Source organism: Bradyrhizobium sp. RD5-C2 (assembly GCF_019972155.1).
In the GTDB taxonomy this organism is placed as follows: Bacteria; Pseudomonadota; Alphaproteobacteria; order Rhizobiales; family Xanthobacteraceae; genus Bradyrhizobium.
Genome location: NZ_BOVL01000019.1, coordinates 472,119 through 498,977 on the forward strand (window position 1 = coordinate 472,119; position 26,859 = coordinate 498,977).

The 26,859-nt window shown below is 63.7% G+C and carries 24 protein-coding genes and 1 tRNA gene; 14 read left to right on the top strand and 11 right to left on the bottom strand.

All coding sequences use genetic code 11. From position 1 onward, the window contains the following. Nucleotides 1-138: 138 nt before the first annotated feature. Together BraRD5C2_RS23270 and BraRD5C2_RS23275 are read left to right on the top strand one after the other, a co-directional pair. Nucleotides 139-627 (top strand): hypothetical protein, encoded by a 489-nt coding sequence (locus BraRD5C2_RS23270; protein WP_223971857.1) that lies wholly within the window; start codon nt 139-141, stop codon nt 625-627. Nucleotides 628-629: 2 nt separating this feature from the next. Beyond that, complete coding sequence (locus tag BraRD5C2_RS23275; RefSeq protein WP_223971860.1) at nt 630-1,073, top strand: DpnI domain-containing protein; 444 nt, start codon at nt 630-632, stop codon at nt 1,071-1,073. Between the two features lie 94 nt (nt 1,074-1,167). Here the strand turns inward: BraRD5C2_RS23275 and BraRD5C2_RS23280 are convergent, their stop codons facing one another. Together BraRD5C2_RS23280 and BraRD5C2_RS23285 are read right to left on the bottom strand one after the other, a co-directional pair. Next, nucleotides 1,168-2,160: an integrase gene (locus BraRD5C2_RS23280; protein WP_223971862.1), complete on the bottom strand. Its 993-nt coding sequence runs from the start codon at nt 2,158-2,160 to the stop codon at nt 1,168-1,170. Nucleotides 2,161-2,263: 103 nt separating this feature from the next. Then, nucleotides 2,264-2,340, bottom strand: a tRNA-Arg gene (locus BraRD5C2_RS23285). A gap of 130 nt (nt 2,341-2,470) precedes the next feature. On the opposite strand from BraRD5C2_RS23285, the gene BraRD5C2_RS23290 reads away from it, so the two are divergent. The 3 genes from BraRD5C2_RS23290 (at nt 2,471) to BraRD5C2_RS39715 (ending at nt 5,073) form a co-directional block, all read left to right on the top strand. After that, nucleotides 2,471-3,550 (top strand): LLM class flavin-dependent oxidoreductase, encoded by a 1,080-nt coding sequence (locus BraRD5C2_RS23290; RefSeq protein ID WP_223971864.1) that lies wholly within the window; start codon nt 2,471-2,473, stop codon nt 3,548-3,550. A 119-nt stretch (nt 3,551-3,669) separates the two neighbouring features. Further along, nucleotides 3,670-4,707: an alpha/beta fold hydrolase gene (locus BraRD5C2_RS23295; protein ID WP_223971866.1), complete on the top strand. Its 1,038-nt coding sequence runs from the start codon at nt 3,670-3,672 to the stop codon at nt 4,705-4,707. 108 nt (nt 4,708-4,815) lie between these two features. After that, a complete protein-coding gene (locus BraRD5C2_RS39715) occupies nt 4,816-5,073 on the top strand; it encodes a GCG_CRPN prefix-to-repeats domain-containing protein (protein WP_374708036.1) in 258 nt (85 codons plus the stop codon). A gap of 50 nt (nt 5,074-5,123) precedes the next feature. Here the strand turns inward: BraRD5C2_RS39715 and BraRD5C2_RS23300 are convergent, their stop codons facing one another. Then, a complete protein-coding gene (locus tag BraRD5C2_RS23300; protein ID WP_223971868.1) occupies nt 5,124-6,467 on the bottom strand; it encodes an oxygenase MpaB family protein in 1,344 nt (447 codons plus the stop codon). 136 nt (nt 6,468-6,603) lie between these two features. On the opposite strand from BraRD5C2_RS23300, the gene BraRD5C2_RS23305 reads away from it, so the two are divergent. Next, nucleotides 6,604-7,233: a CerR family C-terminal domain-containing protein gene (locus BraRD5C2_RS23305; RefSeq protein ID WP_223971870.1), complete on the top strand. Its 630-nt coding sequence runs from the start codon at nt 6,604-6,606 to the stop codon at nt 7,231-7,233. 33 nt (nt 7,234-7,266) lie between these two features. Here the strand turns inward: BraRD5C2_RS23305 and BraRD5C2_RS23310 are convergent, their stop codons facing one another. Then, the gene (locus tag BraRD5C2_RS23310) at nt 7,267-7,671 is read right to left on the bottom strand and encodes a YccF domain-containing protein (protein ID WP_092120423.1); all 405 of its coding nucleotides are present in this window, start codon (nt 7,669-7,671) and stop codon (nt 7,267-7,269) included. A gap of 169 nt (nt 7,672-7,840) precedes the next feature. On the opposite strand from BraRD5C2_RS23310, the gene BraRD5C2_RS23315 reads away from it, so the two are divergent. After that, on the top strand, nt 7,841-8,479 hold the full coding sequence (locus tag BraRD5C2_RS23315) for a carboxymuconolactone decarboxylase family protein (RefSeq protein WP_223971872.1): 639 nt from the start codon (nt 7,841-7,843) through the stop codon (nt 8,477-8,479). 446 nt (nt 8,480-8,925) lie between these two features. Here BraRD5C2_RS23315 and BraRD5C2_RS23320 read toward each other — a convergent pair whose 3' ends face one another. Further along, on the bottom strand, nt 8,926-10,698 hold the full coding sequence (locus BraRD5C2_RS23320; RefSeq protein ID WP_223971874.1) for a putative bifunctional diguanylate cyclase/phosphodiesterase: 1,773 nt from the start codon (nt 10,696-10,698) through the stop codon (nt 8,926-8,928). 213 nt (nt 10,699-10,911) lie between these two features. Then, a complete protein-coding gene (locus BraRD5C2_RS23325; RefSeq protein WP_223971876.1) occupies nt 10,912-11,874 on the bottom strand; it encodes a sensor histidine kinase in 963 nt (320 codons plus the stop codon). A gap of 177 nt (nt 11,875-12,051) precedes the next feature. On the opposite strand from BraRD5C2_RS23325, the gene BraRD5C2_RS23330 reads away from it, so the two are divergent. Both BraRD5C2_RS23330 and BraRD5C2_RS23335 read left to right on the top strand, forming a co-directional pair. Further along, nucleotides 12,052-12,894, top strand: coding sequence for an SDR family NAD(P)-dependent oxidoreductase (locus BraRD5C2_RS23330; protein WP_223971878.1), 843 nt, complete (start codon nt 12,052-12,054; stop codon nt 12,892-12,894). 149 nt (nt 12,895-13,043) lie between these two features. Continuing rightward, a complete protein-coding gene (locus BraRD5C2_RS23335) occupies nt 13,044-14,063 on the top strand; it encodes an adenylate/guanylate cyclase domain-containing protein (RefSeq protein WP_223971880.1) in 1,020 nt (339 codons plus the stop codon). Nucleotides 14,064-14,433: 370 nt separating this feature from the next. Here the strand turns inward: BraRD5C2_RS23335 and BraRD5C2_RS23340 are convergent, their stop codons facing one another. After that, nucleotides 14,434-15,675, bottom strand: a complete 1,242-nt coding sequence (locus BraRD5C2_RS23340) for an LLM class flavin-dependent oxidoreductase (protein WP_223971882.1) — start codon at nt 15,673-15,675, stop codon at nt 14,434-14,436. A 269-nt stretch (nt 15,676-15,944) separates the two neighbouring features. Between BraRD5C2_RS23340 and BraRD5C2_RS23345 the strand changes: the two genes are divergently transcribed. Together BraRD5C2_RS23345 and BraRD5C2_RS23350 are read left to right on the top strand one after the other, a co-directional pair. Continuing rightward, nucleotides 15,945-17,351: an MFS transporter gene (locus BraRD5C2_RS23345; RefSeq protein WP_223971884.1), complete on the top strand. Its 1,407-nt coding sequence runs from the start codon at nt 15,945-15,947 to the stop codon at nt 17,349-17,351. 209 nt (nt 17,352-17,560) lie between these two features. Continuing rightward, a complete protein-coding gene (locus BraRD5C2_RS23350) occupies nt 17,561-18,742 on the top strand; it encodes an extracellular catalytic domain type 1 short-chain-length polyhydroxyalkanoate depolymerase (RefSeq protein WP_223971886.1) in 1,182 nt (393 codons plus the stop codon). A gap of 115 nt (nt 18,743-18,857) precedes the next feature. Here the strand turns inward: BraRD5C2_RS23350 and BraRD5C2_RS23355 are convergent, their stop codons facing one another. Further along, entirely contained in the window at nt 18,858-19,526 is a 669-nt protein-coding gene (locus BraRD5C2_RS23355; protein ID WP_223971887.1) for an MBL fold metallo-hydrolase, read from the bottom strand. A gap of 175 nt (nt 19,527-19,701) precedes the next feature. Here BraRD5C2_RS23355 and BraRD5C2_RS23360 point away from each other — a divergent pair, with 175 nt between their 5' ends. Together BraRD5C2_RS23360 and BraRD5C2_RS23365 are read left to right on the top strand one after the other, a co-directional pair. Further along, entirely contained in the window at nt 19,702-20,514 is an 813-nt protein-coding gene (locus BraRD5C2_RS23360) for an RMD1 family protein (protein ID WP_223971890.1), read from the top strand. A gap of 106 nt (nt 20,515-20,620) precedes the next feature. Continuing rightward, entirely contained in the window at nt 20,621-22,228 is a 1,608-nt protein-coding gene (locus BraRD5C2_RS23365) for an alpha-amylase family glycosyl hydrolase (protein ID WP_223971893.1), read from the top strand. Here BraRD5C2_RS23365 and BraRD5C2_RS23370 read toward each other — a convergent pair. Beyond that, on the bottom strand, nt 22,225-23,916 hold the full coding sequence (locus BraRD5C2_RS23370; protein ID WP_223971896.1) for an alpha-amylase family protein: 1,692 nt from the start codon (nt 23,914-23,916) through the stop codon (nt 22,225-22,227). The genes BraRD5C2_RS23365 and BraRD5C2_RS23370 overlap by 4 nt on opposite strands. A gap of 130 nt (nt 23,917-24,046) precedes the next feature. Between BraRD5C2_RS23370 and BraRD5C2_RS23375 the strand changes: the two genes are divergently transcribed. Continuing rightward, nucleotides 24,047-24,532, top strand: coding sequence for an MmcB family DNA repair protein (locus tag BraRD5C2_RS23375; RefSeq protein WP_223971898.1), 486 nt, complete (start codon nt 24,047-24,049; stop codon nt 24,530-24,532). 214 nt (nt 24,533-24,746) lie between these two features. Here BraRD5C2_RS23375 and BraRD5C2_RS23380 read toward each other — a convergent pair whose 3' ends face one another. Further along, nucleotides 24,747-25,301 carry an ActR/PrrA/RegA family redox response regulator transcription factor gene (locus BraRD5C2_RS23380; RefSeq protein ID WP_092120369.1) on the bottom strand — a complete coding sequence of 185 codons (555 nt, stop codon included), beginning with the start codon at nt 25,299-25,301 and terminating at the stop codon, nt 24,747-24,749. Between the two features lie 134 nt (nt 25,302-25,435). Continuing rightward, nucleotides 25,436-26,755: an ActS/PrrB/RegB family redox-sensitive histidine kinase gene (locus BraRD5C2_RS23385; protein ID WP_223971900.1), complete on the bottom strand. Its 1,320-nt coding sequence runs from the start codon at nt 26,753-26,755 to the stop codon at nt 25,436-25,438. Nucleotides 26,756-26,859: the final 104 nt, after the last annotated feature.

Sequence of the window (26,859 nt, forward strand, 5' to 3'; positions counted from 1 at the left end):
GATCAGCGAGCCGCCGAACAGGCCGGTCTAGGTATTTGGGCTGGTTCGTTCGCGGCGCCGTGGCAGTATCGCGACTGTGTCCGGGCGCGTGGCAAGTCGAGCAAGTGCCCGGATGAATAGAAGAATTTGGATAGAGCAGTGCAACATTCAATCGATGGCGATGGCATGAACGCAGTCAAGGCAAGCATCTTTGTAGATGCAATAGTAGCTCTTGTGAGAGCCAGAATTCCGTATAGCTTTTATGTCAGCAAGATACTGTGGGGGCTGTCGCTTTTCTTGCAGACTGGTTCATTTCGTGAATGCTGGCATGACTACCCGCGCATTAGCGATGAAGCCAAACGCATCAGAGAACTGCGGCGTCCAGAGTGGCGCAAACAGCTAACATTCGAGCACGCGAGACCGCTGAGTCAGATGTACGAAATGCTTTTCAGTCTTGGGTCCTCGGTCACGCGTGATGCGGTCGTGAAAATCGTCGGCGAGTATCCGCCAGTCCTAATTACGCGAAGCGAGAATGACGATCTGAATGCTAGGGGTTTTAAGGTGCTAGGTATGCCGCAAGAAAGATACGAGAACATTCCGATTTCAGGTTTCTCATTACGTGCTTCTGATGGATCAGAGGAGATTTGAAAGTGCCGACTGCCCGACAAATACTAGGCCACTTTGGCGAAACCGCGATTTATAAGAACTGTAATTGTCCTAAGTGCAAGCGGCCAAAAACGCTCAAACGTCTGCCAAATAATTTCAAATGCGCCGACTTAATCTGCGATTTTTGCGGCTACCTCGCGCAGGTGAAAACCGCCAGTGTCACGAATCACGAGATTATCCCAAAGGCCGTATTGGGCGCAGCGTGGGGTCCGCAGAAGGAGCGTATGGACGCTGCCATATACTTTCCGCTGTTTTTGGTTTTGGTCAGTGGCAGGAAGTTCGGCATCTATTATCTTTCGGCCGATTTGCAGGAGCCAAAAATATTCAAGTCGAGGAAGCCTCTTTCCCAAGCGGCTCGACGCGCAGGTTGGCAGGGGTTTGTCTACGATCTGGACGGTGTAACCGATAGGTTCGTTCGATTGAGATAAGTCTGGAGAAGTTCGGAAAGGGAATTCGGGTGCGTCGCCATAAGTTTTGGCTTGACGACGCAAACTAAATGCGGCCTGCACGGTCACCTTCGAACTATGCTGGAATTGCATCTAGCTTGCGTAGAACCGAGTCGCTTCTTGCGTGCGCATATCTCAGCAGCATCGTTGCGTCCCTGTGACCGCTAATCATTGCTACTTCTGGAATGGTCAAGCCCTGTTCGAAGAATCGACTGATTGCTTCATGGCGCAAGTCGTGAAATCGCAAGCCATCTATCTTGGCGCGATGCACCGCGCGACCGAACGCTAAATGGATTGCATTGCCAGTCATTGTGAAGACTAGATTATCCGGCTTGGACCGCTTCGGCAAAGTCCAGATGGCAGCATTGGACAGCGGGATCGTTCTGGCATGACCGTTTTTAGTTCGCGGGATTGTCAGTCGCCGTCTCTTCACGTCAACATCATGCCAGCGCATGGATGCTATTTCTCCTCGCCTCATGCCGGTTGCCAAGGCGAAGCGGATGATAGACGCGATGAGTGGAGTCCGACATTTGCGCGTCGCCTTGATTAGCCGATCGAGTTCGCCGGGATAAAGCCGCCGCGTTCGCAACCGGGGCGTCGCGACGAAGCGAAGGGACTTCACGGGGTTGTCCCTAATCGGGATCGCCCAATCGCGCTTCGCGACTTCAAACATATGCTGTATCGGATTTAGCTGTCGCTTGAGCGTTGTTGGTGCAACTTCGATTAATTTCCGATCGCGATACCCCGCGAACTCAGGCACTCCCAACTGCGAGAGGGGTGTTTTGCAGATCGGGTCGCGCAGCATTCGCGCTAGAACGGCGTCCTCAACGCGTGCGCCGCGCTTCTGCGGCGTGACATCATTCCGGTAGCGTTCGATCAGATCGGACAGCCTCAACGTCTTGAGGACGCTGGTATCGGCAGGCAGATCGGACCGGTCCGCCCGGACCTCCATATCCCTTGCCCAGGCTTCCGCATCCTTCCTCCTGAGGAAGGATTTGGAGAGCGGCCGGGCGCCTGACCGCCTGACCTGCACCTGCCATTTTGCGCCTCTTTGCCGGATCGTAGCCATGGGTCCTCTCGCTGTGACACAGTTGTGACAGCGAGGTTTTCGGGGGCTGGGACAGGTCGGATCCGACGGGCCAGAAATGCCAGCAAACAAGGCATTTTAGCACTGGCGCACCCGACACGATTCGAACGTGTGACCTTTGCCTTCGGAGGGCAACGCTCTATCCAGCTGAGCTACGGGTGCGTGCAGGCCACCATTTAGCTGATTGGCTCCGGGTCGGCAACGGCGTTGTCCGGCCGGTTAACGGCTGTAAACTGCCTGCACCAATATGACAGGCCTGCCGGAAACGGCCGTCTTTCGAGGGAGTTTGCCCATGCGTCCGCTGGAATTCGGCTGGTATCTGCCCACGCATGGCGACACCACGGCCTATGGGCTGATGGAGGCGCAGATCGCGGGGTCGCCGGAACTCTGCGACCGCGTGGTCAAGGCGGCCGAGGATGCCGGGTTCGAATATCTGCTGATCCCGGTCGGCTCGGTGTGCTGGGAGGCCTGGATATCCGGTGCCTTCATGGCGGCGCGCTCGGCACGGATCAAGCCGCTGATCGCAGCACGGCCCGGCTATATCAACCCGGTGCTGATGGCCAAGATGATCTCGACCTTCGACCAGATGTCGGGCGGGCGGATCTGCATCAATTTGATCGCCGGCCAGAACGAGAGCGAGGTCGAGGCCGAAGGCGTGCGCTACGCCAAGGAAGAACGCTACGCGCTGATGGAGGAGGAGGTCTCGATCCTTAAGGCGCTGTGGACGACGCGCGGGCCGGTGAACTTCCAAGGCAGGTTTCACACCATCTCGGGCGCGCATATCCGCCCGCGTCCGCTGCAGCAGCCGTTTCCAAAATTCTATCTCGGCGGCGGCTCGCGGCAGGCCTGGGAGGTGTCGGCGAAGCATTCCGACGTCCATCTGTTCTGGGGCGATCTGCCGGAGCGCATCGCGGACAATATCGCCGAGATCAGGCGGATGGCGCGGGCGCATGACCGCGAGGACGCGATCGGCTTCGGCATGCGGCTGCAGGTGATCTGCCGCGAGAGCGAGGCGGACGCCTGGGAGGCGGCCGACCAGCTGGTGCGCCACGCCACCGAGCGGCAGAAGCAGGAGATGAAGACGCTCTACGTCCGCTCCGAGGCCAATCAGCGCGTGCAGCAGCTCGCGCGCGACTATGGCGATCTCCTGATGCCGCATCTGTGGACCGGGATCACCAAGGTGCGGCCCGGTGCCGGCATCGCGGTTGTCGGCAATCCCGAGCAATGTGCCACGACCTTGCAGCAGTTCATCGACGCCGGCTGCCACTCGTTTTGCCTGTCCGGCTATCTGCACGACGAGGAGGCCGAGCGGTTCGGCCGCCTGATCCGTCCGATCCTCGCCGCGAATAACCGCGGGCGGCTCGCGGCGTGAGGTGTCTTGCCTTTCCGAAGTGTCCTGCCTTTCCGAAATTTCATGCGTGATCCGGCGTCCAATGCGCGATGATCCCGCCGGATCGCATCGCCGCTCGCGGCACCAACGGAGAATGAACCATGCATCATCGGGGCTGGCTTGCGGCGTTGACACTGCTGATCGCGACAGCTCACGCACCGGTCGCGTCGGCAACGCAGGCACAGATCGAGCGTGACAAAAAGCCGGTCAAGGAGATCGCGAGCGGTCGCATTGCCGTCGGCGGCGCGATGTTTCCCGTCTACCTCTCGGCCGACTGGTCCAATCCGCTGCCGGACGTCACCCGCGCGGTGCTGGTGCTGCACGGCGTGCTGCGCAATGCCGACGATTATTTTCGCGCGGCGCTGAGCGCGCAGGCCGCGGCCGGCGACGTTGGCAAGGGCACGCTGATGATCGCGCCGCAATTCTTGATCGAGCCCGACGTCGAGGCGTTCAAGCTGCCGGCGGAAACCCTGCGCTGGAGCCTCTATGGCTGGCAGGGCGGCGAGCCTGCGCTTGCGCCGAACCCGGCCAGCTCGTTCGAAGCGCTCGACGCGATCCTGGCCAGGCTCGGCGACCGCAAGCTGTTTCCCAACCTGAAACAGGTCGTCGTGTTCGGCCATTCCGGCGGCGGCCAGGTGGTGCAGCGCTATGCGATCGCCGTGAAGGGCGACCAGGTGCTGCTGCACGAGGGCATCGGCGTGCGCTACGTCGTCGCCAATCCGTCCTCCTACGCCTATTTCACCAAGGAGCGACCGGAGCCCGCGATCGCCGCGAAGTGCGAAGGCTACAACAGCTGGAAGTTCGGCATGGACGACCGTCCGCCCTATCTCGCCGAGCCTTCGCCAACGGCGCTGGAGCAGGCCTATGTCGCGCGCCGCGTGATCTATCTATTGGGAACGCTCGACACTAACCCAAATCATCCCGCGCTCGACAAATCCTGCATGGCGGAAGCCGAAGGGCCGTATCGCTACGCGCGCGGGCATTCCTATGTCGCGGCGATGCAGGCCCGCGACCACGGCGCGCCGAACCACAGCCTGTGGGATGTGCCCGGCGTCGGCCACGAGGGCGGCAAGATGCTCAACTCGCCCTGCGGCCTGACTGCGGTGTTCGACATCCCCGGCTGCGAGGCGTCGCGCTGATACCGCACACCGGAATTTGTGCGTGAAATCGGTGGCAAGCGGCGTGGGGATTGCCTACGCTCGTCTCGCGAATGGAGTATCAGAACCGACAGCTCGATGGAGAACATCATGAGAGCAGGTTTGATCACGCTTCTGACAGCCAGCGCGTTCCTCAGCTTGACCCCCGCCAACGCCGCAGAGGGATGTGGCGACGGTTGCCACAGGACCTCACGAGGTGCCTGCGTGATCGACGGCTGGGCCACCAGCGCGCCGGTCAGGAACGAGTGCCCCGCCACCTCGCGCCCACGTCCCCCCTGTGGTGGCGGCGGCTTCATCTGGCGGCGCGACTACCAGGCTTGCGCCCAGACGACGAAGGATTGGCTCTAGGCACCGAGGCCGCCGGTGCGTATGTCGCGCGGCGACCCGGTCCACGCGCCTTAGGACTTCGCGGCCGACGCCTGCGCCGGCCGATAGGCGGCGGCGTCCGTCGTGAACTCGGCGTGGCCGTAGTCCTTCAGCAGGCTTTCGATTCGCTTGACCAGCCGCCGGTCGGCTGCCTCGCGCAGGCCGGGAATCCGCGACGCCAGCCGATAGAGCGCAAGCCGGGTGAACAGGAAGATCCCGACCAGTGCCGTCACAGTGCGATCCCTCGCCGTGATCGGCACGCCGATCGATGCGGCCCTGGCCCTGTCGCCGTTCATGAAGCTGTTCAGGAAGAACGTTTTCGCGAAGCTGCGCTCGAATAATTCGAAGAGGCGGCTGCCGAAGGACTCGTCGGAGCGCAAGGTTGCCGCCATCGTGGCCCGGACCAGTTCGCCGCAGGTCCTGTCGTCATAGCCGGCCCGCAGCGTCGCGGAACGCAGCACCATGAGATCGACAATTCCCTTCGGCGTTTCGGCGAGCAGGTCCTCCGGCAGGCCGAGCAGGACGCAGCGGTAGCGCGCGAGCTCGACGCGGGCCCGTTCCTCCGGCGTGAACTGGGTGCGGCCGTCGGCCAGCACCTTCTGTGCCAGCAGGAAGATCGGGATCAGTCCGGCGGGCATCTGGTCGACCTGCGGAATCGGGATGCCGTAGACCGAGATGTCCCAGTTGTCGGCGCGGCGCATCACGTTGGCGCGCACCATCGAATGCATTAGCCGCACCATCGCCGCTGCCTTGAAGCCTGCGCCGAACCGGCCGAGCGCACCGGGCAGCACAGACGTCGCGAAGAATGTCGCGGTCTCCTTGACGCGTCGTGCCGACGAGCCGCTCGACAAGGCGTTGGTGATCGCCATCGGCAGCGCCGCATACTTGTTCATGAAGGTGGCGAGAAACGCGCCGCGGATGATGAAGGGACTGAGATTGGCGGCCGCGTTGCGATCGATCCGCGCGCCTTCCTCGACCAGCTTCATGTCGAGCCAGGCGGGCGTGCGCTCCATGTCGCGGATCAGCGCGATCAGCTCGGGCGGCGCATCGGCCACCGCCTCGACGCCGGCATCGCAGGCCTGAACCAGCATGGTGACCAGCCGGCGGAAGCCGTATTCGCGCATCAGCGCCGCATAGGCGTCCGCGGGCGGATCGCCCATCATCGTGTAGCTGCGGATGAACGCCATGCGGTCGGGATCGGTCAGCAACGCCGCGCGGGCGGCGGCGAATTTTTCAGGAAGCACGCTCGGGGTGCCGGCATCTTGCGCAAATCGTTCCGGGACGATGGAGAAATCGACCTTGCCGTAGATACCGGGATTCCTCTCCTTCTGCGCGGCGACGTTGCTGCGCAGCTTTTCCAGCGTTCCGGCCTGCATCCGCGGCTCTCCCTGATCTTGATTGGCTGCTGCGAATTTATATCAAGCGATAGAAAATGCAATAAATAATATCGTGTGATATGATTTTCCGATGAGCGCACGAAACAGCCCCCTCCCGCCGCCGACGCGATCGGCCATGACCCCCTACAAGAAGGGTGACGAGACCCGCGACCGCATCCTCAACGCCGCACTCTTAGCGTTCGGCAACAGCGGCTTTGCGCGGGTGACGACCCGCCAGATCGCCGAGGAGGCGGGCATCAATCTGCCGGCGCTCAACTATTATTTCGGCAACAAGGAAGGCCTCTATCTCGCCTGCGCCCATGAAATCCTGGCGCGCTATCGCGAGAGCATGGCAGCGGTCGGCGGGGCCGCCCTCGCATCGCTAGAGGGGCCACCCGATCCGGACGGCGCCCGCGCGCAGTTGAAGCTGCTGCTCACGGCGCTGGCGCGGTTCCTTCTGACATCGGCAAGCGAGCAGAATCGGCTGTTCGTCCAGCGCGAGCTGGCGGACCCCGGGCGGGCATTCGAGGTTCTCTATGCCGGGCTGTGGCGGCCGGGAATCGAGCTCGTGGCCCAACTGATCATCGCAGCTTCCAGCGCGCGATTGACGACGGCGCAGGCGCGTGTCCGCGCCGTGATGATGATTGCCGGGCTAACCGGCTTCCAGTCCGGCGCGCCGATCATTTCGCGGACGATGGGCAAGGCGGCCTCGCTGACGATGGTGATCGAAGCGCTCGAAGCGCAGGTCGACGCGCTGGCGCGCTGACGAGCGCCTCGCGATCCGCCTGCAGACTGCGCCTTACGCCGGCACGATCACCTTGCCGATCGGCCACAGCGCGATGCCGGCAAGCTTGAGATGCGCCCAGGCGAAGGGGATGCCGATGATGGTCACCGCAAGCAGGATCGCGGTGATCAGATGGCCGATCGCAAGCCACCAGCCGGCCAGGATGAACCAGATCAGATTGCCGATCACGCCGAGCGGTCCGGTTCCGATATCGGACATGCCGGTGACTTCATCGCGGCGCACCGCACGCGAGCCGAACGGCAGCAGCGTGTAGACCGCGATGTTGAAGGCCGCGCGCGCCCAGGGCAGCCCGATAATGGTGACCGCCATGATGACGGCGGCGATCAGCCAGCCGAACGCCATCCACGCGCCGCCGATCAGGATCCATAGGATATTGAGGAGGATAGACACAGGCTGCATGGCTGACACCTTCGCGCCGCTTCGGACGCCCTCAATATAGGCTGATGTCGGCTGCGGCGGTAGGTGCGGCCCGAACGCGCGCCGACCTCGTTGCATCTCTTTTGATCGCGACTAAGCTCGCGCCGCCGCGCAGGACCCGAGAAGCCTGCATCGGAAAGGGAGAGCAACAATGAGAAAATTACTTGGGCCAACTATTCTGGCGGCACTGGCATTTTCAGTGCAGGCCGCGCGCAGCGAGGACGCCGCGCGTTTCGCACCACTCAAGGCCGAGGAGCTGTCGCCGCCGCAAAAGGCCTGGGCCGACCTGATCAGCGCACCGCCGCGCAACGCCAAATTCGCCGCGCCGCCTTACCGCGCCTATATCCGCAATCCCGATCTGGCGCCGAAGCTGTCGAACCTGTCGGATTATCTTCGCTGGAACACCTCGCTGCCGCCGCGGCTGAGCGAAATGGCGATCCTGATCACGGCGCGGCACTGGACCGCGCAATATGAATGGTCCGCGCACTACCCGCTGGCGATGAAGGGCGGGCTCGATCCCAAGATTGCAGACGGGATCGCCAAGGGCACGCGGCCCGACGGCATGAAGGACGACGAGGCCGCGCTCTACGATCTCGGCATCGCGCTCTATCGCGACAGGAAGGTCAGCGACGCCGTCTACAAGGCCGCGCAGGAGAAATTCGGCGAGCGCGGCATCATGGATATCATAGGCATCATGGGCTATTACGATTTGGTCTCGATGACGCTGATCACGATGCAGGCCGGCTCCGCCAACGACAGCGTGCCGCCGCTCCCGGTGCTGGAGAAGTAGCTGCGTCCGCAGCTGTCTCACTATCCTACCTCGTCCGCTTGCGGGTAGGGCAATCGCATCACAGTCTAAGGGGCTATATCCTTGTCCCCCGTCGTCATCGCCCGGCCTGTGCGCAATTGCGCACATGGACCGGGCGATCCAGTACGCCGCGGCCTCTCGGCTCAAGCACTGCTGCCTCTGGAATACTGGATCACCCGCATGCGCGGGTGATGACGCCGCGTGGCGATGCTGGAACGACGAGTTCCTTCAACAAGGTCCGCCGCGTCGAACGCCGGCAGTCGCCGGCTACTTTGCATGGGGTTGTTTTCGATATTTTGGCAGCGCGCCCCCGGGCAAGCCATCGCATCCGGTTTTCGGCCTCGATCCATGGCCCGGCCATGACGACGTGGACACGTCAGTTGCGGGAGAGGGAGTGCAGTCCCGTCGCGATTGCACCCTGACTCGCGTCAGCGCCTGAAACCGCTGGCGCGGGAGTAGCTCTGGCGGCCTTCCTGGGCCGGGCGCGCGGCCATGCTGGCGCGGGTCTCGCTGGCGACCGGCGTCGCGGGCTTCAGGTCCTCGAGGAAGATCGGCTTGGCGAAGTAGAAGCCCTGGGCGTAGCGGATCTTGGTCGCCGCCTGCAGATAGGTCAGCTCCTCGTAGGATTCGATGCCCTCGGCGATCACGGTCATGCCGAGCGCCTCGCTCAGCGATTCGATCGCGCGCAGGATGCCCTGGCTGCGCGGCCGCTGATGGATGTCGGTGATGAAGGAGCGGTCGATCTTGATCTCGTCGGCGGTGATGTCGGCGAGGGCCGACAGCGACGAATAGCCGATGCCGAAATCGTCGATCGAGATGCCGACGCCGATGCCGCGCAGGATCGGCAGGATCTGGTCCTGGAAATGCGACCGGGTCACGAACGCGTCCTCGGTCACCTCGATCATGAATCGTTTCGGGAATCCGGTCTCCTCGATCGCGCTCGCGAAGCGGCGCATGAACTCGAGGTTGGAGGCCTGCTTGGCGGCGACATTGATGCTGATCGTCGCCGTGGGGCCGAACGTGTCGTTGATCAGGTCGATCGACTTGACGATCTCCGCCAGCACCAGAAACGTCAGCTCGTCGATCAGGCCGAGCTCCACCGCGAGGTCGATAAAGGTGCCCGGCGCCTGGATCACGCCCTCGTCGTCGCGCAGCCGCACGAGCGCCTCGATGCCCTTGACCTCCAGGGTGCGGATATCGACCTTGGGCTGGAAGGCGCAGCAGAAGCGCTTTTCCAGGATCGCCAGCCGCAGCGACTGCTCGATCTTCATCCGCGCCAGCGCCTCGCGCTCCATGCTGTTGTCGAAGAACGCGATCGAGCCCTTGCCGTTGTTCTTGACGCGGTACATCGCGATGTCGGCGTTCTGGCGCAGCGCCTCGTAGCCCCGGCCATGCACCGGGTAGAGGCTGACGCCGATCGAGGTCGAGGCGAAGATCTCGGAGTCCTCGATGAAGAACGGCGCCTTCAGCCGCTCCTGCATGACATGGATGAATTCGGCAACCTCGTCATTGCCGCTGATCGGGTTCAGCAGCAGCAGAAACTCGTCGCCGGAGATCCGGGACAGGATATCGGTCTCGCGCAGCGCGTGGCCGAGCCGCTTGGACAGTTCGACCAGCAGTGCGTCGCCGATCGCGTGTCCGTAATAGTCGTTGATGTGCTTGAAGTTGTCGACGTCGAGGAAGGCGAGCGCGAATTGGCTCTGCGAGGAGTCGCGGATCAGGCCGTTGACGCGATGCTCGATCACCCGCCGGGTCGGCAGGCCGGTCAGTTCATCGTAGTAGGCCGAGCGGAACAGCTGGTCCTCGAACGCCTTCTGCTCGCTGATGTCGGTCGAGGTCGAAATCAGGAGATTGCGGCCGGCGATCTGCACCGGCCGGTGCGAGGTGAGGAACACGTATTTGGATGCGCCGCAGGCGAGGACTTCCTCGATCACCACCGGACGGCCGCTGCGCAACAGGTCCAGATTGGCGGCATGGCGCTCGTCGACCGGCGACGGCTGGCTCGCACCGGCCGCCAGCTGCAACTGGCTCTCTGCCGCTTCGTTCACCAGGATGAACTGGCCCTGCTCGTCCTGGACGGTGACGCCGGCCGGCAGCAGCTGGAGAAGATCGCGCAAGATGCGCAATTCATTGCTGGAAATGTCGTCCTGCCCGGTCGCTGCCGTGCCCGTCTGAAAATCGTTTTTGGTAAAACTATGCATGTGCCGACCTTGGCAAAGTCCGTTGTAGTTTTGGTTAAGCGGACTTGCGAAATGCCGTGACAGAAAGAGACCCGGGCTGCTTTCGCAAGCCGCCGCGGCAATCGTCATTAACAGAGTATCAATGTCGGCATCGGCCGCCGGTGAAAGCGATTGCGCAGCGCGCGGTTGCATCGGCACGCGCAAATAAAGCGCATGTGCCGAAAAGCAGGCTTATCAACAGTTGGGAAGATTGCACTGCATGATGCAGTGAACACCGGTCTTCAGGTAACTGATCTCGGTCTTGCCGTCGAACGGCCGCAGCGCCGACTTCAAGAGCTTGGTGCCGAAGCCGGCTTCGCCGATGACCTCGACCACCGGTCCCTCGGTTTCGTCCCAGATCACGTTGAGACGCCCGTCGTCCACCGACCACGACACCTGCAGAAATCCGCGCGGCGAGGAGAAGGCGCCGTACTTTCCGGCATTGGTTGCGAGCTCATGGAAGATCAGCGCCAGCGAGACGGCGAGCTTGGCGGGCAGGAACAATTGCTCGCCATTGAGATTGAACCGCACATGGCCGTAGGGGCCGAGCTCCGAGCGCAGCAAATCCTTGATATCGCAGCCATAGCCGTCGACCCGCGCGATCAGGTCGTCGGTCGCCGCGAGCGCGCGGATGCGATGGTCGATGCGCTGCCAGACGTCGGGCCGGTCCTGCAGCGCCTGATGCAGCACGGCGTGAATGGTCGAGGATTTGTTCTTCAGCCGGTGCTGCAATTCGTCGACCACGATTTTGCGGTACTGCTCCTCCTCAATCAGACGCTTGGAAACCTCGCGCTGCTGCGCGACCAGGGAACGGTAGTGCTCCACCCCCCAGATCGCGATGCCGCATACCACCCAGAAGATCATCAGCAGCGCAAAGCGCGCCGGGTCGGCGTGCGCGCTGCTGAAATTGAGCAGGACGCCGAGCAGGCCGCTGGCCAGCGCGGTCGCGATCCCGATCCGGAAGCCGCCAAGCGCGGTGGCGAAGAATACCGCCGGGAAATAGGGCGTGAAGAACACGTCTGGCCTGATCTGGGCGAGCCCGAACCGCGCGGTCGTGGCCAAAACGAGACACAGCACGGCGAAGGCCACCGCAAGCCGCAGCGATGGCTGCGCATCGCCCCGCCAACTCGCCCTGAAATCGTCGATCCACTTCTCCATCGGTCGCTCCAGTTCACGTGAACAGGCGACCCAAAATAAGGCCGCTGCGACCGAAAAACCGCAGTTGTGGCCTTCTGGCCACAGGTGGACCTCGCCGGCCGTTAACCGCGCCTGCGCTTGCGTTGGCGGGAGCGGCTGGGGAATATCCGCAACATCAAACGTCAAAGGGGGACCGGCATGGGACGGCTGGACGGCAAGGTCGCGATCATCACAGGCGCGACCAGCGGCATCGGGTTGCGCACGGCCGAGATCTTTGTCGCGGAGGGCGCGAGGATCGTGATCGCCGGGCGCCGCGCGCCGGAGGGCGAGGCACTGGCGTACCGGCTCGGCGGCAACTGCATCTTTCGCCAGACCGACGTCACGGTCGAGGAGCAGATGCAGGCGCTGATCGCGCTCGCGGTAGAGAAGTTCGGCCGGATCGACTGCCTGTTCAACAACGCCGGCGGCCCGGCGCAGACCGGCGGCATCGAGGGCCTCGACGTCGAGCGGTTCGACGCTGCGATGGCGACGCTGGTGCGCAGCGTCATGCTCGGCATGAAGCATGTTGCGCCCATCATGCGCCAACAGGGATCCGGCAGCATCATCAACAACGGCAGCATCGCCGGACGGCTCGCCGGCTTCTCCTCGTCGATGGTCTATGGCGCCGCGAAGGCGGCGGTGATTCACTTCACCAAATGCGTGGCGATGGAGCTTGGCGAGTCCGGCGTCCGCGTCAACTCGATCTCGCCCGGCGCGATCGCCACCGGCATTTTCGGCAAGGCGCTGGGGTTGTCGACCGAAGCCGCCGAGCAGACCCCAGCCGTGATGCGCGAGGTCTACAAGGCGGCGCAGCCGATCCCGCGCGCGGGCCTGCCCGACGATATCGCGCATGCCGCGGTGTTCCTGGCGAGCGACGAATCGAGCTTCATCAACGGCCATGACCTCGTCGTCGACGGCGCCATGACCGGCGGCCGCAACTGGAGCCAGCAGCAGGCGGGCTACGTCGCGCTGCGCAAGGCGTTCGATCAGGGGGCCGGGTAGTCGCATCCGTCATTGCGAGCGAAGCGAAGCAATCCGTCGTGCCGCCGGCCGGGAAGTCGATTGCTTCGTCGCTTCGCTCCTCGCAATGACGCGGGGGGAGGGCACACGATGGCATACGGAATTGCGATCTGCTGTTGGCCGCGTTTCGCATGAACGCGAAGCTTGAACGCCGGCTGCGCTATCTCGTCGCCGTCATTGCCGCGGGCGCGGTGGCGAGCATCGGAATCAATCTCGTGCAGGGCCGTCATACTCTTGGGCCGCTGGTTGCGGGATTCGCTTATGCCTTCGTAACCTGTGTGGCGATCGGAGGGGTCGAACTATTCATCCTTCAGGGCCCGATGATGGAACGGCTTAATCGCTTGTCCTTTGTCGGGCTTCTTGCCGTACGCAGCACGATCTACGCTGTCATCATCATCGTCATACAATTGCTCCAGGTCGGCGAACGGGTTGCCGGGTTTCCGCTGCAGACCTCGATCGCGGATTTCGGCGTCAGCATCGCCTATTCCGCCGCGGTCTCGGTGCTGCTGAACCTGGGCTTCAGCATCGCCAATCTGATCGGCCCGCGCGTCTTCATGAACTTCGTCTCCGGCCGCTATCACTCGCCGGTCGAGGAGAACCGCTTCGTGCTGTTCGTCGACATAGCCGGGTCGACCGGGCTTGCCGAGCGGCTCGGCGGCATCGGCATTCACCGCTTTCTCGACCGGACCTTTCGTCTGCTCACGGAATCCGTCGTGGATTATCGCGGTGAGGTGCTGAACTATGTCGGCGACGAAATCATCGTGACCTGGCAGGAACGCGTGGGAGCGATCGACTGCCGGCCGCTGCGCTGCTTCGTGGCGATGCGCGCAGCGCTGCAGAAGGCGGCGCCGCAATTCGACCGCGAATTCGGCGCGGCCCCGCAGATCCGGGGCAGCCTGCATTTTGGCCCAGTGATCGTTGGCGAGATCGGCGACATCAAGCCGGCCATCGTGTTCAACGGCGATGTCATGAACACCGCGGCACGACTGGAGGAGCTGAGCCGCAAGGTCGACGGCGGCTTTCTCGCTTCGCGGACTGCGATGGCGCGCTTCGCCGCGCCGCCGCCGTTTCCGGTGAACGATCTCGGCCGGCTTCCGATCCGCGGCCGTGTCGACGGCATCGACGTCGTCGGGATCGGAGCGGTGGCGTAACGCGTCTGGATTCGCGCGTTGCGACAGAGGAGGGCGGAACGAAGAGCAAAGCTCGGGCAAATCGTGTCGCGAGAACTCGGATGTTTGACTCACAAACCGCGCCACACATTCGATGTCGTCCTGGCGAAAAGCCAGGACCCATTACCCCGAGCATCAGTCGTTGCGCGACGTTGGAGCCACGATCTCGTTCACAACCAAATGCGGTGGTTATGGGTCCTGGCTTTCGCCAGGACGACGCGGGGAGGGAGGTGCGCGCGCAACTCCATCCCCGTCATACCCGCGCAACGGCTTCGCCATTGTTGCTGCGCGAGCGCCGCAGGATGACGGGTCAACCAGCCGTACGCGGGCAACGCGACGAACGGCGCAGCGCTCACACCTTCTGCTTCGCCGCTTCCTTCGCGAGGTCGGGCGCATTCACGGCCGGGATCGCGACGCGGCCGGTGCCGGTTTGCTGAAGCGCTGCGGCGGCCTTGTCGTTCTGCATGATCTTCGCCATGACAGCCTGGCCGGCGCGCTCGAACACCGCGCGATTGTCGATCACGAACTGGCGCGACTTGCGCAGGCCGTCGATATAGCCGTTGATCTCGGGCACGACATAGCGCGCGACCATGTCCCAGCTACGCCGGGTGTTTTCGGGGTTGGCCCAGTCATGGGCGAAGCCGATGATCGAGCCGACGCCGCCGGAGACGTCGACCAGGTTCTTGATCATCTTGATCAGATCATCCGGCGTGCCGATGGTGGAGGCAGCACCTTCGACGAAGGCGGTCTTGTCGACGGCTTCATCCGGCGAGGCGAACGCGGTCAAGCCCGGCCGCATCAAGGTGCCGACGTTATATTCGTTGTGCCAGCGCAGCAGCCCGGCACCGGCCTCGCGCCGTGCCTGCTCGCGGGTCTCGGCGATGTGCCAGGACAGCAGCACACGCCAGTTGGCGCGGCTCACCGTGGTGCCCGCCTTCGCGGCGGCGTCCTCGGCGAATTGCCACTGCTGCGGCAGCGCCATCAGGCCCTGGGTCGACATCGAGCCGAGCGAGATGATGCCGATGCCGTACTTGCCGGCGAGCGTCATGCCCGACGGCGAGATCTGCGAGGCCACCACGAACGGCATGTCTTCCTGCAGCGGCAGGATCTGCAACGCGGCGTCGTGCATCTCGAACCAGTCGGTCTTGGCGGTGACGCGCTCGCCGTTGAACAGGCGGCGGATCACCGCGATCGCCTCGTCCTGGCGGTCGCGCTGGGTCATCGGGTCGATGCCGAGCGTATGCGCGTCGGAGGCGAGCGCGCCGGGGCCGGAGCCGAAGATGGCGCGGCCGCCGGTCATGTGGTCGAGCTGCACCATGCGCTGTGCGACGTTGAAGGGATGGTGATAGGGCAGCGAGATCACGCCGGTGCCGAGCTTGATGCGCTTGGTGCGCTCGCCGGCTGCGGCCAGGAACATTTCCGGCGAGGCGATCGTCTCCCAGCCTGAGGAATGGTGCTCGCCGCACCAGAATTCGTCGTAACCGAGCGCGTCGAGCTGCTCGACGAAATCGAGGTCGCGGCGGAATTGCAGCATCGGATGCTCGCCGATCGGGTGATGCGGGGCGAGGAAGGCTCCGAACTTGAGGCGCGCCATTGGTCGTTCTCTCCGGATGATTGTTATCGGGGGCTTTCCGCCAACCTACGGGGTGGCCCGGGGCAAGGCAATGCTCCGGGGTTGCGGCGCCCGCATGGTTGTTGCGCGAATCGGCGGCGATTGCCGCCCTCCGGAATGTTTCCCAGCGCATCAACGCAAATTGGCGCCGGTTCGCGCGTCCGTGATCCCAGGCCTACCTTGCAGGTAATCGAAGCGATGACGGGAATCTGCTGATGTCGGTCACGACGTCATTTCGGGCAGGACAGGGCATGCACCAGATCGTTTCGACGCGGGCGGAGACCTCCCGCCGCTGGTGGGTGCTTGCGATCGTGGTCGCCGCGCAGTTCATGTTCGGCGTCGATGCCTTCATCGTCAACGTCGCGATCCCGACGATCGCGGCGGAGCTGCACGCGACGCCGGCGCAGATCGAGGCCGTGATCGCGATCTATCTGATCGCCTATGCCACGCTGGTGGTCACCGGCGGCCGGCTCGGCGACATCCATGGCACAAGGAACGTGTTCATCGCCGGCGTCGCGGGCTTTTCGGTGACCTCGCTGTGGTGCGGTCTCGCGCAGTCCGGACCCGAGCTGATCATCGCCCGGCTGGCACAGGGCGCGACGGCGGCGCTGATGGTGCCGCAGGTGCTGGCGACGCTGCATCTGCTGTTCTCCGATGCCGCCCGCGCACGGGCGTTCGGCATCTACGGCATCGTGCTGGGGCTCGCCGGCGTCACCGGATTTGCGCTCGGCGGCGTGCTGGTGACGCTCGATCTCGCCGGCCTCGGCTGGCGCGCGGTGTTCTTCGTCAACGTGCCGTTCGGCGTCATCATCATCGCAGCCGCGCTGAAGATCATGCCGACGGTGCCGCGCCGATCCGGCACGCGGCTCGATATCCCGGGCGCGATCGTGCTGTTTGCGGGTCTGTTGTGCCTGATCGGGCCGCTGCTGTTCGGTCACGATCTCAACTGGACGGCGTGGATCTGGCTGGTGATGGCTGCCGGTGTTGCGATCATCGCGGCCTTCGTGCGGCTCGAGCGCAGCGTCGCGCGCCGCGGCGGTATGCCGCTGATCGACTTGGCGCTGCTGTCCGATCGCGCCTTCATGCGCGGCCTGGTCGCGGTGTTTTTCTTCTTCTTTGCGAACCTGTCCTTCTACCTGATCATGACCATGTTCATGCAGAAGGGCTTGCAGATTCCGCCATTGCAGGCCGGGCTGGTGTTCGTGCCGCTGGCGCTGACCTTCGTGATCGCCTCGCGGCACAGCGGCATCCGCGCGAAGCATCGCGGCACGCTGGTGCTGATCGAGGGCTGCGCGCTGCAGGTCGTCGGACTCGGTGTGCTGGTCGTGACGGTTCAGGCGATCGCAGCGCCATCGGCACTGCTGCTCGCACTGGTGCTTGTCATCTTCGGCTACGGCCAGGGTCTGGTGATGGCGCCGCTGTCGAGCGCGGTGCTGTCGAGCGTGAAGCCTGCGAGCGCCGGCGCCGGCTCCGGTATGTATGGCACGACGACGCAGATCGGCAACGCAGCCGGCGTTGCCGCGATCGGCGCAGTGTTCTTCGCTGTCGAGAGCGCGACGTCAGCGCATCTGGCGCTCTATGCGGCATGCGCATTGTTTGGGCTGTCGATCATTATTTCAGCCGCATTTCTGTCATGGATGCGCCGCGCCACAGCGTGAATCCGCAGGCATCTGGCGCGCATTCTTGAAAAGTTGGTGCTCAAACAAGGTGCTAAGGCAACTGTTTCGACCAGCCCGCAGCGCGATCACGCGTTAACGCCGATTCTCACATTTCCGCAGGGAAAGGCAGCGCACGGCCTTTTCATTTTGCAGTGCAGCAATTATCTGATCGGGTGACACAGAAGAATGAATCACCTCAGGAGTTGCTGTTGTCCCTGGTCAACAACGTCGAATTCTTGCGTCATCTGCCCAAGATGAACGCGTTCAGCGGTCTCGGCGCGCTTGCGCCGGCCGTGCCGACGCCGCTCGTCGAGACGACCGAATTCGGCGTCAACCCCGGCGATCTGAAGATGTTCTCGTTCGTGCCCGCGCAGCTTGCGCGGTCGCCCGCGCTCGTCGTGGTGCTGCATGGCTGCGGCCAGACGGCTGCGTCGTATGATCTCGGCGCAGGCTGGTCGACATTAGCGAAGCATTACGGCTTTGCGTTGCTGATGCCCGAGCAGCAGGCGATCAACAACGGCAACACCTGCTTCAACTGGTTCAATCCGCAAGACATCGCGCGCGGGCAGGGTGAAGCCTGTTCGATCCGGCAGATGATCGCGCAGATGGTCGGCGCGCATCAGATCGATCCGCAGCGCATCTATGTGACGGGACTGTCCGCCGGCGGCGCGATGGCCTCGGTCATGCTCGCGACCTATCCGGATGTGTTCGCGGCGGGCGCCATCATTGCCGGCCTGCCGTTCGGCGTCGCCACCGATCTGCGCGAGGCGCTCAATGCGATGATGCATGCGAGCGCACTGTCCGCGCCCGAGCTCGGCGGTCTGGTCCGCAACGCGTCCACGCATGACGGCGCCTGGCCGAGGATTTCGGTGTGGCACGGCAGCGCCGACCGCACCGTGCATCCCGGCAATGCCGATGCGATCGTCCGGCAGTGGCTCGACGTTCACGGCCTGCCGCCGGCTGCGATGTCGAAGGCGGATGTCGACGGCTATCCGCGCGAGGTCTGGTGGAATGCCGACGGCGAAACGCTGGTCGAATCGTTCAGCATCACTGACATGGCGCATGGCACGCCGCTCGGGTTGGCCGACAATGACGAGCGGTATGGCGTGGAGGGCGCGTTCCTGATCGAGGCCGGAATCTCCTCGTCGTATCACATCGCGAGCTTCTTCGGCCTGACCGACAAGGTCCGTCAGCCGCATATCGCGCCGACCGGAATCCCGCGCGAGCGCGCCGACACGATCTCGATGACGATCCCGGTGCCTGCGGCCGAGCCCGAGCCTGAGCCCGCATCCGGCCGCAAGAGTGACCGGCCGCGCAAGCGACGGAGCAAGGGTGTCGACGTCGGCGGTGTCATCACGCGGGCGCTGACCGCCGCAGGCCTGATGAAGTAACGGCGGATGAAGTAGCTAGAGGTTCGGTTCTGATTGAATCAGAACCGAACCTCTAGATTCTTGTTTTGACGCGTTTTCTTCACGCGAACCGGTTTCCACTTCGCTCGAAAACGCTCTACATCTCGCCGGTCAGGAACGGGTTCGTCATCCGCTCCTGGCCGATGCTCGATCCGGCGCCGTGGCCGCAGATGAAGCCGACGTCGTCGCCGAGCGGCAGCAGCTTATCCTTGATTGACTTGATCAGTTCCGGATGGCTGCCGCCGGGCAGGTCGGTACGCCCGACCGAGCCGGCGAACAGCACGTCGCCGACATGAGCGAAGCGCAGCTCCTTGTTGAAGAACACCACACTGCCAGGTGAATGGCCGGGGCAGTGCAGGATGTCGAAGGTGAGGTCGCCGATCGAGACTTGATCGCCCTCGTCGAGCCAGCGGTCCGGCCCGAAATTGCGCACCCCGGTCATGCCGAAGCGCTCGCCGCTCGAGACCACGTTGTCGAGCAGATATTTGTCCGCGATATGCGGGCCCTCAATCTTGACCTGCAGCGCATCGCGCAATTCGGCGGCGCCGCCGACATGGTCGATATGGCCGTGGGTCAGCCAGATCTTCTCGACCGTCACGCCGGTCTGCTTGATCGCGGCCTGGATCTTCGCCACGTCGCCGCCGGGGTCGATCACCACGGCCTTCTTGGTCGGCTCGTGCCAGATGATGGTGCAGTTCTGCTCGAACAGCGTCACCGGCACGATGATCGCGCCGGCCTTCGGTTTGGTGTCGGTTGTCTCGTTCATGGGCGCACCATAGGCTACCGGAAAATGCCGTCAACACGCTCGGCAAATGCTTTTGCCCCGGCGTGTGCTCCCAAAACGGACCGTGATAAGGTCACCTCCAGCAGAACACCTTCGTGAGCAGGCCGGTAAACGGTTGCTCTCGATCATGCGTTAAGTCCTCGCAGTCCGGAACTTCATGACCCAGGCCCCCAATTCACCGCTCGGCGGACCCCGGACCACCGCCCGCGCCTTCTTCGTCGCGGACCGCATCAACACGTCCGGCCTCGAGCGCGGCGACGTGCTGGCCACGACGCCGCTGGCGTTTCGCGTCAATGACAATGGTGTGGCGATCCTGTTCCGCTATGGCGTCGTCGTCCTGATCGGTCTCAACGCGCTGGAGGAGGATGAATTCCTGCGCAGCCTGCAGTCGCGCATGACCGGCCTGTTCACACGGCGCGAGGAGGAAATCGCGATCATCGAGGTCGCGACTGACAGGGAAGACCAGATTCCGCCGGGCGGTCCGATCTATCTGCAAAGCCTGTCGCCGGAGCGGCTGATCCTGGTCGGCGAGGCGCTGGCGAAAAGCGTGGTGCTGGCGCGGCATGAGCGCGAGGTCCGGGCGGTCTTCGACACCACCGAGCCGCTGGCGCGCGAGCTCGCCAAGGGTGGCCAGGTCCGAGGCGGCCGGGTCGCGATCCTCAAGCACATCGGCAACGCGCTGTTGGTGCGGCATCGCGTGGCCGGCCCGGTCGAAGTGTCGGAGAAGCCCGACATCCTCTGGGACAAGCCGCATCTCGAGCGGCTCTATGCCCGGCTCGAGGACGAGTACGAATTGAAGGAGCGTGCGGAATCGCTGAACCGCAAGCTCGCCGTCGTGGCCGAGACCGCGCAGGTGCTGACCGATATCATCGACACCAGCCGCTCGCTGCGGCTGGAGCTGATCATCGTCTTCCTGATCCTGTTCGAGGTGCTGATCACGATCTATCAGCTCGCAATCGCCCGCCACTGACGCATTGCAGCCATTTTTCCGTCCCGAATTATGCGTCATCCCTGAACCGACAGACCGCCCCGGGGCGCGGGGCGGCCTGGACCGGGCTGCGAGCTTGGGGGACGGGATGGATCGGGACGACAGGGACTGGTGGCGGCGTGGCATCTTCTATCAGGTCTATCCGCGCTCGTTCGGGGATAGCGACGGCGATGGCGTCGGCGATCTCAGAGGGATCATCGCGCGGCTGCCCTATCTGACGCGGCTTGGCGTCGACGCGGTCTGGCTGTCGCCGATCTTCCCGTCGCCGATGGCCGATTTCGGTTACGACATCTCCGACTACACCGGCATCGACCCGCTGTTCGGGACGATGGAGGATTTCGACGAGCTGGTCGCGACTGCGCACGATTCCGGCCTCAAGCTGATCCTCGATTTGGTGCCGAACCACACATCGGATCAGCATCCCTGGTTCATCGAGGCGAAGAGCTCGCGCGATAGCCCGAAGCGCGACTGGTACATCTGGCGCGACCCGGCGCCGGATGGCGGTCCACCCAACAACTGGTTGTCGGAGTTCGGCGGCAGCGCCTGGGCCTATGACGAGGCTTCCGGCCAATATTACTATCACGCCTTCCTTGCGCAGCAGCCTGATCTGAATTGGCGCAATCGCGAGGTCCGGGACGCGATCTATGACGTGATGCGATTCTGGTTGCGCAAGGGTGTCGACGGTTTTCGTGTCGACGTGATCTGGCACCTGATCAAGGATGCCGAATTCCGCGACAATCCGCCGAACCCGCATTATCGCGAGGGCCGACCGCCGCACGAGAAGGTGCTGACGCAATATTCGACCGATCAGCTCGAAGTGCACGCCGTCATCACCGAGATGCGCCGCGTCACCGAGGAGTTCGACAACCGCGTGCTGATCGGCGAGATCTATCTGCCGCTGCATCGGCTGGTCGCCTATTACGGCAACGATCTGCGCGGCGCGCAGATGCCGTTCAATTTCGCGCTGCTGTCGACCTTGTGGAGCGCGCGCTCGGTCGAGATGATCATCGCCGATTACGAAAAGGCGCTGCCGCCGGGCGCGTGGCCGAACTGGGTGCTCGGCAATCACGACCGGCCGCGGGTGGCGAGCCGGGTGGGGCCCGCGCAGGCGCCGGTCGCCGCGATGCTGCTGCTGACGCTGCGCGGCACGCCGACGCTGTATTACGGCGACGAGATCGGGATGCGCCAGGTTGCGATCGCCCCTGGCGAGGTGCGCGATCCCTTCGAGAAGAACGTGCCTGATATCGGCGTCGGTCGCGATGGCTGCCGCACGCCGATGCTATGGAGTGCCGAGCGTTATGCCGGCTTCTCGACGGTCAGGCCGTGGCTGCCGCTCGCGCAGGATTTTGCGAGCGATAATGTCGCAAGCCTCGAGGCGGAGCGGGCGTCGATCCTCAACCTCTACAAGGCGCTGATCGCGTTGCGGCGAAAGCTGCCGCAGCTGGTCCATGGCAGCTATGAGCCGGCGACGGCGCACGGCGACGTTCTGCTCTACAGACGGCGCAGTGCCGAGGGCGTGGTCGTGATCGCGCTGAACTTCGGCGCGGCTCCCGCGTCGGTCTCTTCCAGCGCCATTGGTTTCAGCAACGAGGTTCTGCTGTCGACCTTCATGGATCGGCAGGGCGAGAAGGTCGAAGGCGTCCTCGACCTGCGCGGCAATGAGGGCGTGATTCTCGGTCCGCCTCATGGCGACTAACGGGGCTTGCGGGGCTCGTTGGTATCGATATCGCTGCGCTTGAGCAGGTAGTCGAGCCCGCCGACCCTGTACCAGCGATAGCCATAGGCCTCGATCAGAAGCTTGTGACGGCCGCCATCGTCGGCGCGGCTGTGATCCTCGGTCAGAAGGTTGACGAGGTGATTGCCGGCGTCGTCGGGCAGCCCAACGTCGAACGATATCTCGAGCGGCTTTTCCGCGAAATTGTGTACGAACAGCACCGAGTTGTTGCGCCAGTCGTAGCGCATGATCAGGACGGCAGGATTTCGGGTTGCAATGATCTTGAAATCCCCCCAGCCGACCTCGGGGACTTCCTTGCGCATACGAATGATGCGCTCGGTCCAGTTCAACATCGAATTGGGGTCGCGCCGCTGCTTGGCGGCGTTGACGTGTTCATAGCCGTAGGGTCCCTTGTCGATCACGGGTACGCATGGCCGATCGCTCTCGGTAAAGCCGCTGTGCGGTTCGGTCGACCATTGCATCGGCGTGCGCGCGCAAGTGCGCTCGGGCAGGTCGAGATCATCGCCCATGCCGAGCTCATCGCCGTAGCGGATCACGGGCGTGCCGGGCAGCGTGCACATCAAGCTATAGGCGAGCTCCAGGCGCCGTCGGTCGCCGCCGAGCATCGGCGCGAGGCGCCGACGGATGCCGCGATTGTAGAGCTGCATGCTCTTGTCGGGACCGAATGCCTTGAACACCGCCTCACGCTGCGCCTTGGTGAGGCGGCCGAGGTCGAGTTCATCGTGATTGCGCAGGAACAGGCCCCATTGCGCGGTCGCAGGCCGTGGCTTGGTCGCCGTCAAGGCTTTCGCCAATGGCTTCGAATCGGCTGACGCCAGCGCGTAGAACAGATGCTGATTGACGTGGAAATTGAACATCATCTGCATGCGGTCGCCGTCGCGCCCGAAATACTCCATGTCCGTCTCGGGCAAGACATTGGCTTCGGCGAGGATGATCGCGTTGCCCTGGCGCCATTGCAGGAATTCGCGGAACGATCGCAGCATGTCGTATTGCTCGACCGGCTTGCGCACGGAGGCGCCCTTGGTTGCGATCACGAAGGGCACGGCGTCCATGCGGAAGCCCGAGACGCCGAGCTGAATCCAGAACCCCATGATCTTGAGGATCTCGGCCTGTACGTGCGGGTTCGATGTGTTGAGGTCCGGCTGGAAATCGTAGAAGCGATGGAAATACCAGGCGCCTGCCTGCTTGTCGCGCGTCCAGGTCGATTTCTGGACCCCGGGAAACACCATGCCCGTGTTGGCATTGGCAGGCTTCTTGTCCGACCAGACGTACCAGTCGCGGTAAGGCGAGTCCTTCGAGCTGCGTGCGGATTTGAACCAGGCGTGCTGGTCCGAGGTGTGATTGACGACGAGATCGATGATCACGCGGATGCCGCGTTGCCGGCAGCCATGGGTAAATTCCACGAAATCGCCCAGCGTGCCGTAGCGCGGATCGACGCCGTAGTAGTCTGCAATGTCGTAGCCGTCGTCCTTGCAAGGCGAAGGCTGAAGCGGCATCAGCCAGATCGCAGTGATGCCGAGCCCGTGCAGATAATCCAGACGCCGCAGTAGGCCTCTGAAATCGCCGATGCCGTCGCCGTTGGCATCCATGTAGGTGCCGACGGACAGGCAGTAGATCACGCCATTCTTGTACCAGAGGTCGTCGATCACCAGGCAGCCCTCATCGGTCCGCCCATGGTGGCGGCCATGGGATAAGCGGCGAGGCGGCGGCGGGTTCCTGCCCGGAGCGCCGTCCCACTTTTCCGGATCATGCTCTCGCGGAATCGGCTACTCTGGAGAGATGGAATCGCCCGCCCGCCAGATCGCGCTTGTGCCCGCGCCCGACCGACGCCAGTCGGAAACCGCGCTTGCGATCGCGCGCGGCACTGCGCGACTTCTGAGATCGCTGGGATTTTCCTGCATCAGCGAATTGCCGCTGCCGTCCGGCCGCCGGGCCGATCTGGTGGCGCTGAACGAACGCGGCGAGATCTGGATCGTCGAGATCAAGTCATCGCTCGAGGATCTGCGCGCCGACCAGAAATGGCAGGACTACCGAATGCATTGCGACCGGCTGTTCTTCGCTTTCACGCAGGATCTGCCGTGCGAGATCTTCCCCTCGGACACCGGCCTGATCATCGCCGACGCTTATGGCGCACATCTGCACTGCGAGGCGCCGGAGCACCGCCTGCCGGCGGCCACCCGCAAGGCGATGACGCTGCGCTTTGCGATGGCGGCAGCGCAGCGGATCAATCGCCTGATTGATCCGCAAGGGCATGAGGAGCTTTAGGCAAGGGCGCGATGTTGACCCGTCATCCTGAGGAGCCGCGAAGCGGCGTCTCGAAGGATGCACGGCCCGGCTAGTGGCCGTCGACCCTTCGAGACGCGCGCAAGAGCGCGCTCCTCAGGGTGACGGTGATAGCGCTCTACCCATCCTACGAAACGAAAAAAGCAAATGGCCGGGACGAGCCCGGCCATCGCCAAAACAAAAGTGATGCGATCGCTTAGCGCGGCGCGCGCTTGGCGAGGATCCGCTGCAGCGTCCGGCGGTGCATGTTGAGACGGCGCGCGGTCTCCGAGACGTTGCGGTTGCACATCTCGTAGATGCGCTGGATGTGTTCCCAGCGCACGCGGTCCGCCGACATCGGATTGGCCGGCAGCTCGGACTTCTCGGTGCCGGTCGCAAGCAGCGCGGCGACCACGTCATCGGCGTCGGCGGGCTTCGACAGATAGTCGACGGCGCCCATCTTTACCGCGGTGACGGCGGTGGCGATGTTGCCATAGCCGGTCAGCACGATCGCGCGCGCCTCGGGGCGCTTGCGCTTCAACGCCGAGACGACGTCGAGGCCGTTGCCGTCGCCGAGGCGGAGGTCGACGACCGCGAAAGCGGGTGCGGAACGGCCGATCTCGGCGAGACCATCGGACACCGTGTCGCATGACTTCACTGCGAAACCGCGCGTCTCCATCGCGCGCGACAGGCGTTCCAGGAACGGCTTGTCGTCCTCGACGATGAGGAGCGAGCGGTCGGCATGGTCATTCAGTTCAGTGATGGCGTTCACGGTCCATTTTTCCCTGTGGCAGACACCTAATATATGGGGTCCTACTGCGGCGCTGCCAAGGCAGCCGAAAGTCGCGTGCCATTCCGGAAAGAGTGCTGCATCCGGTATGCCAGAGGTGCGATTAAGAATCGTTCTCAGGCTTCGGTTTCATCGGTCGGCGCCGCTTCCTCGAAGCGCTCGCGGGGCCAGACGATCTGCACCACGGCGCCGTGATCGGGGAAGGTGCGATTGGTAAACGACACCTTGGCTCCGGTGCGTTCCAGCAGCGTTCTTGCGATGAAAACGCCCAAGCCCAGGCCGCCACGCGCGTTTTGGGCCTCATCTGCGCCCCGGCGGCGGGACAAATACGGCTCGCCGATCCGTTTCAGCATGTCGGGCGCGATGCCTGGGCCGTCGTCGGAGACCACGATCTCGATGGTTTCGGCGTTCCACCACGCATTCACCTCGACAGTTTGGTGCGCGAAATCGACCGCATTTTCCAGAATGTTTCCGACGCCATAAAGGATCGCGGGATTGCGCGCGGCGACCGGTTCGCGCGTTGCTGCGACAGCAAGCCGCACCTTGATGTTGATGCCGAAATCGCGATGCGGCGCCACCGCCTCCTCGATCAGGGTCGACAGCTTCATGGTGTCGAACGGCGCGCCGCTCGATGACAGTTGCGCAATCTTGCTCAGGATGTCGCGGCAGCGCTGCGCCTGCTCGCGCACCGTCTTGAGGTCGTCGGTAATCGCCGGGTCGTGCACCGTCTTCTCGAGCTCGCGCGAGATCAGGAAGATCGTCGACAGCGGCGTGCCGAGTTCATGCGCGGCGGCGGCGGCGAGGCCGTCGAGCTGGGTCAAATGCTGCTCGCGCGTCAGGATCAGCTCGGTCGCGGCAAGCGCATCGGAGAGCTGGCGCGCCTCCTCCGTCACCTGGAATGCGTAAAGGCTGGTGACGCCGATCGCGAGCAGGATCGAGAGCCAGACGCCGATCAGGTAGATCGGCGGCAGCACCAGCGGATCGTCGCCGTCCCAGGGCAGCGGCAGATGGTAGAAGAACAGCGCCGAGGCGCAGGCGACCGCAAGACAGCCGAGCGCGATCGTCAACCGGATCGGCAGCACGGTGGCCGAGATCAGCACCGGTGCCAGGAACAGGAACGAGAACGGGTTCTGCAAACCCCCGGTGAAGTACAGCAGACCGCCGAGCTCGACGATGTTGAACGCGAGCAGGGCCGCGGCATAGACCGGCTCCAGCCGCTGCATCGGGTTGAACGCGATCTGCAGCGCCAGATTGAGCAGCGCCGAGAACGTCACGATGATGACGCAGGGGACGATCGGAACGTCGAATTCCAGTCCCTGGGCCACGATGAAGATCGCGACGAGCTGGCCGAGCGCGGCGAGCCAGCGCAGCCGCAGGATCGTATCCAGGCGGACATAGCGGCGGGGTTGGCGGAAATCGGAAGCGAAGTCGGTCATCTCTGGACTTTAGCTGTGCCGTGGGCGGCGCACAAATTCGCGACTTAGCGCAAGCACGCCGGGCAAGCCTTGCGCTTATTGTCGCAATGCCCCAATGACGGCCA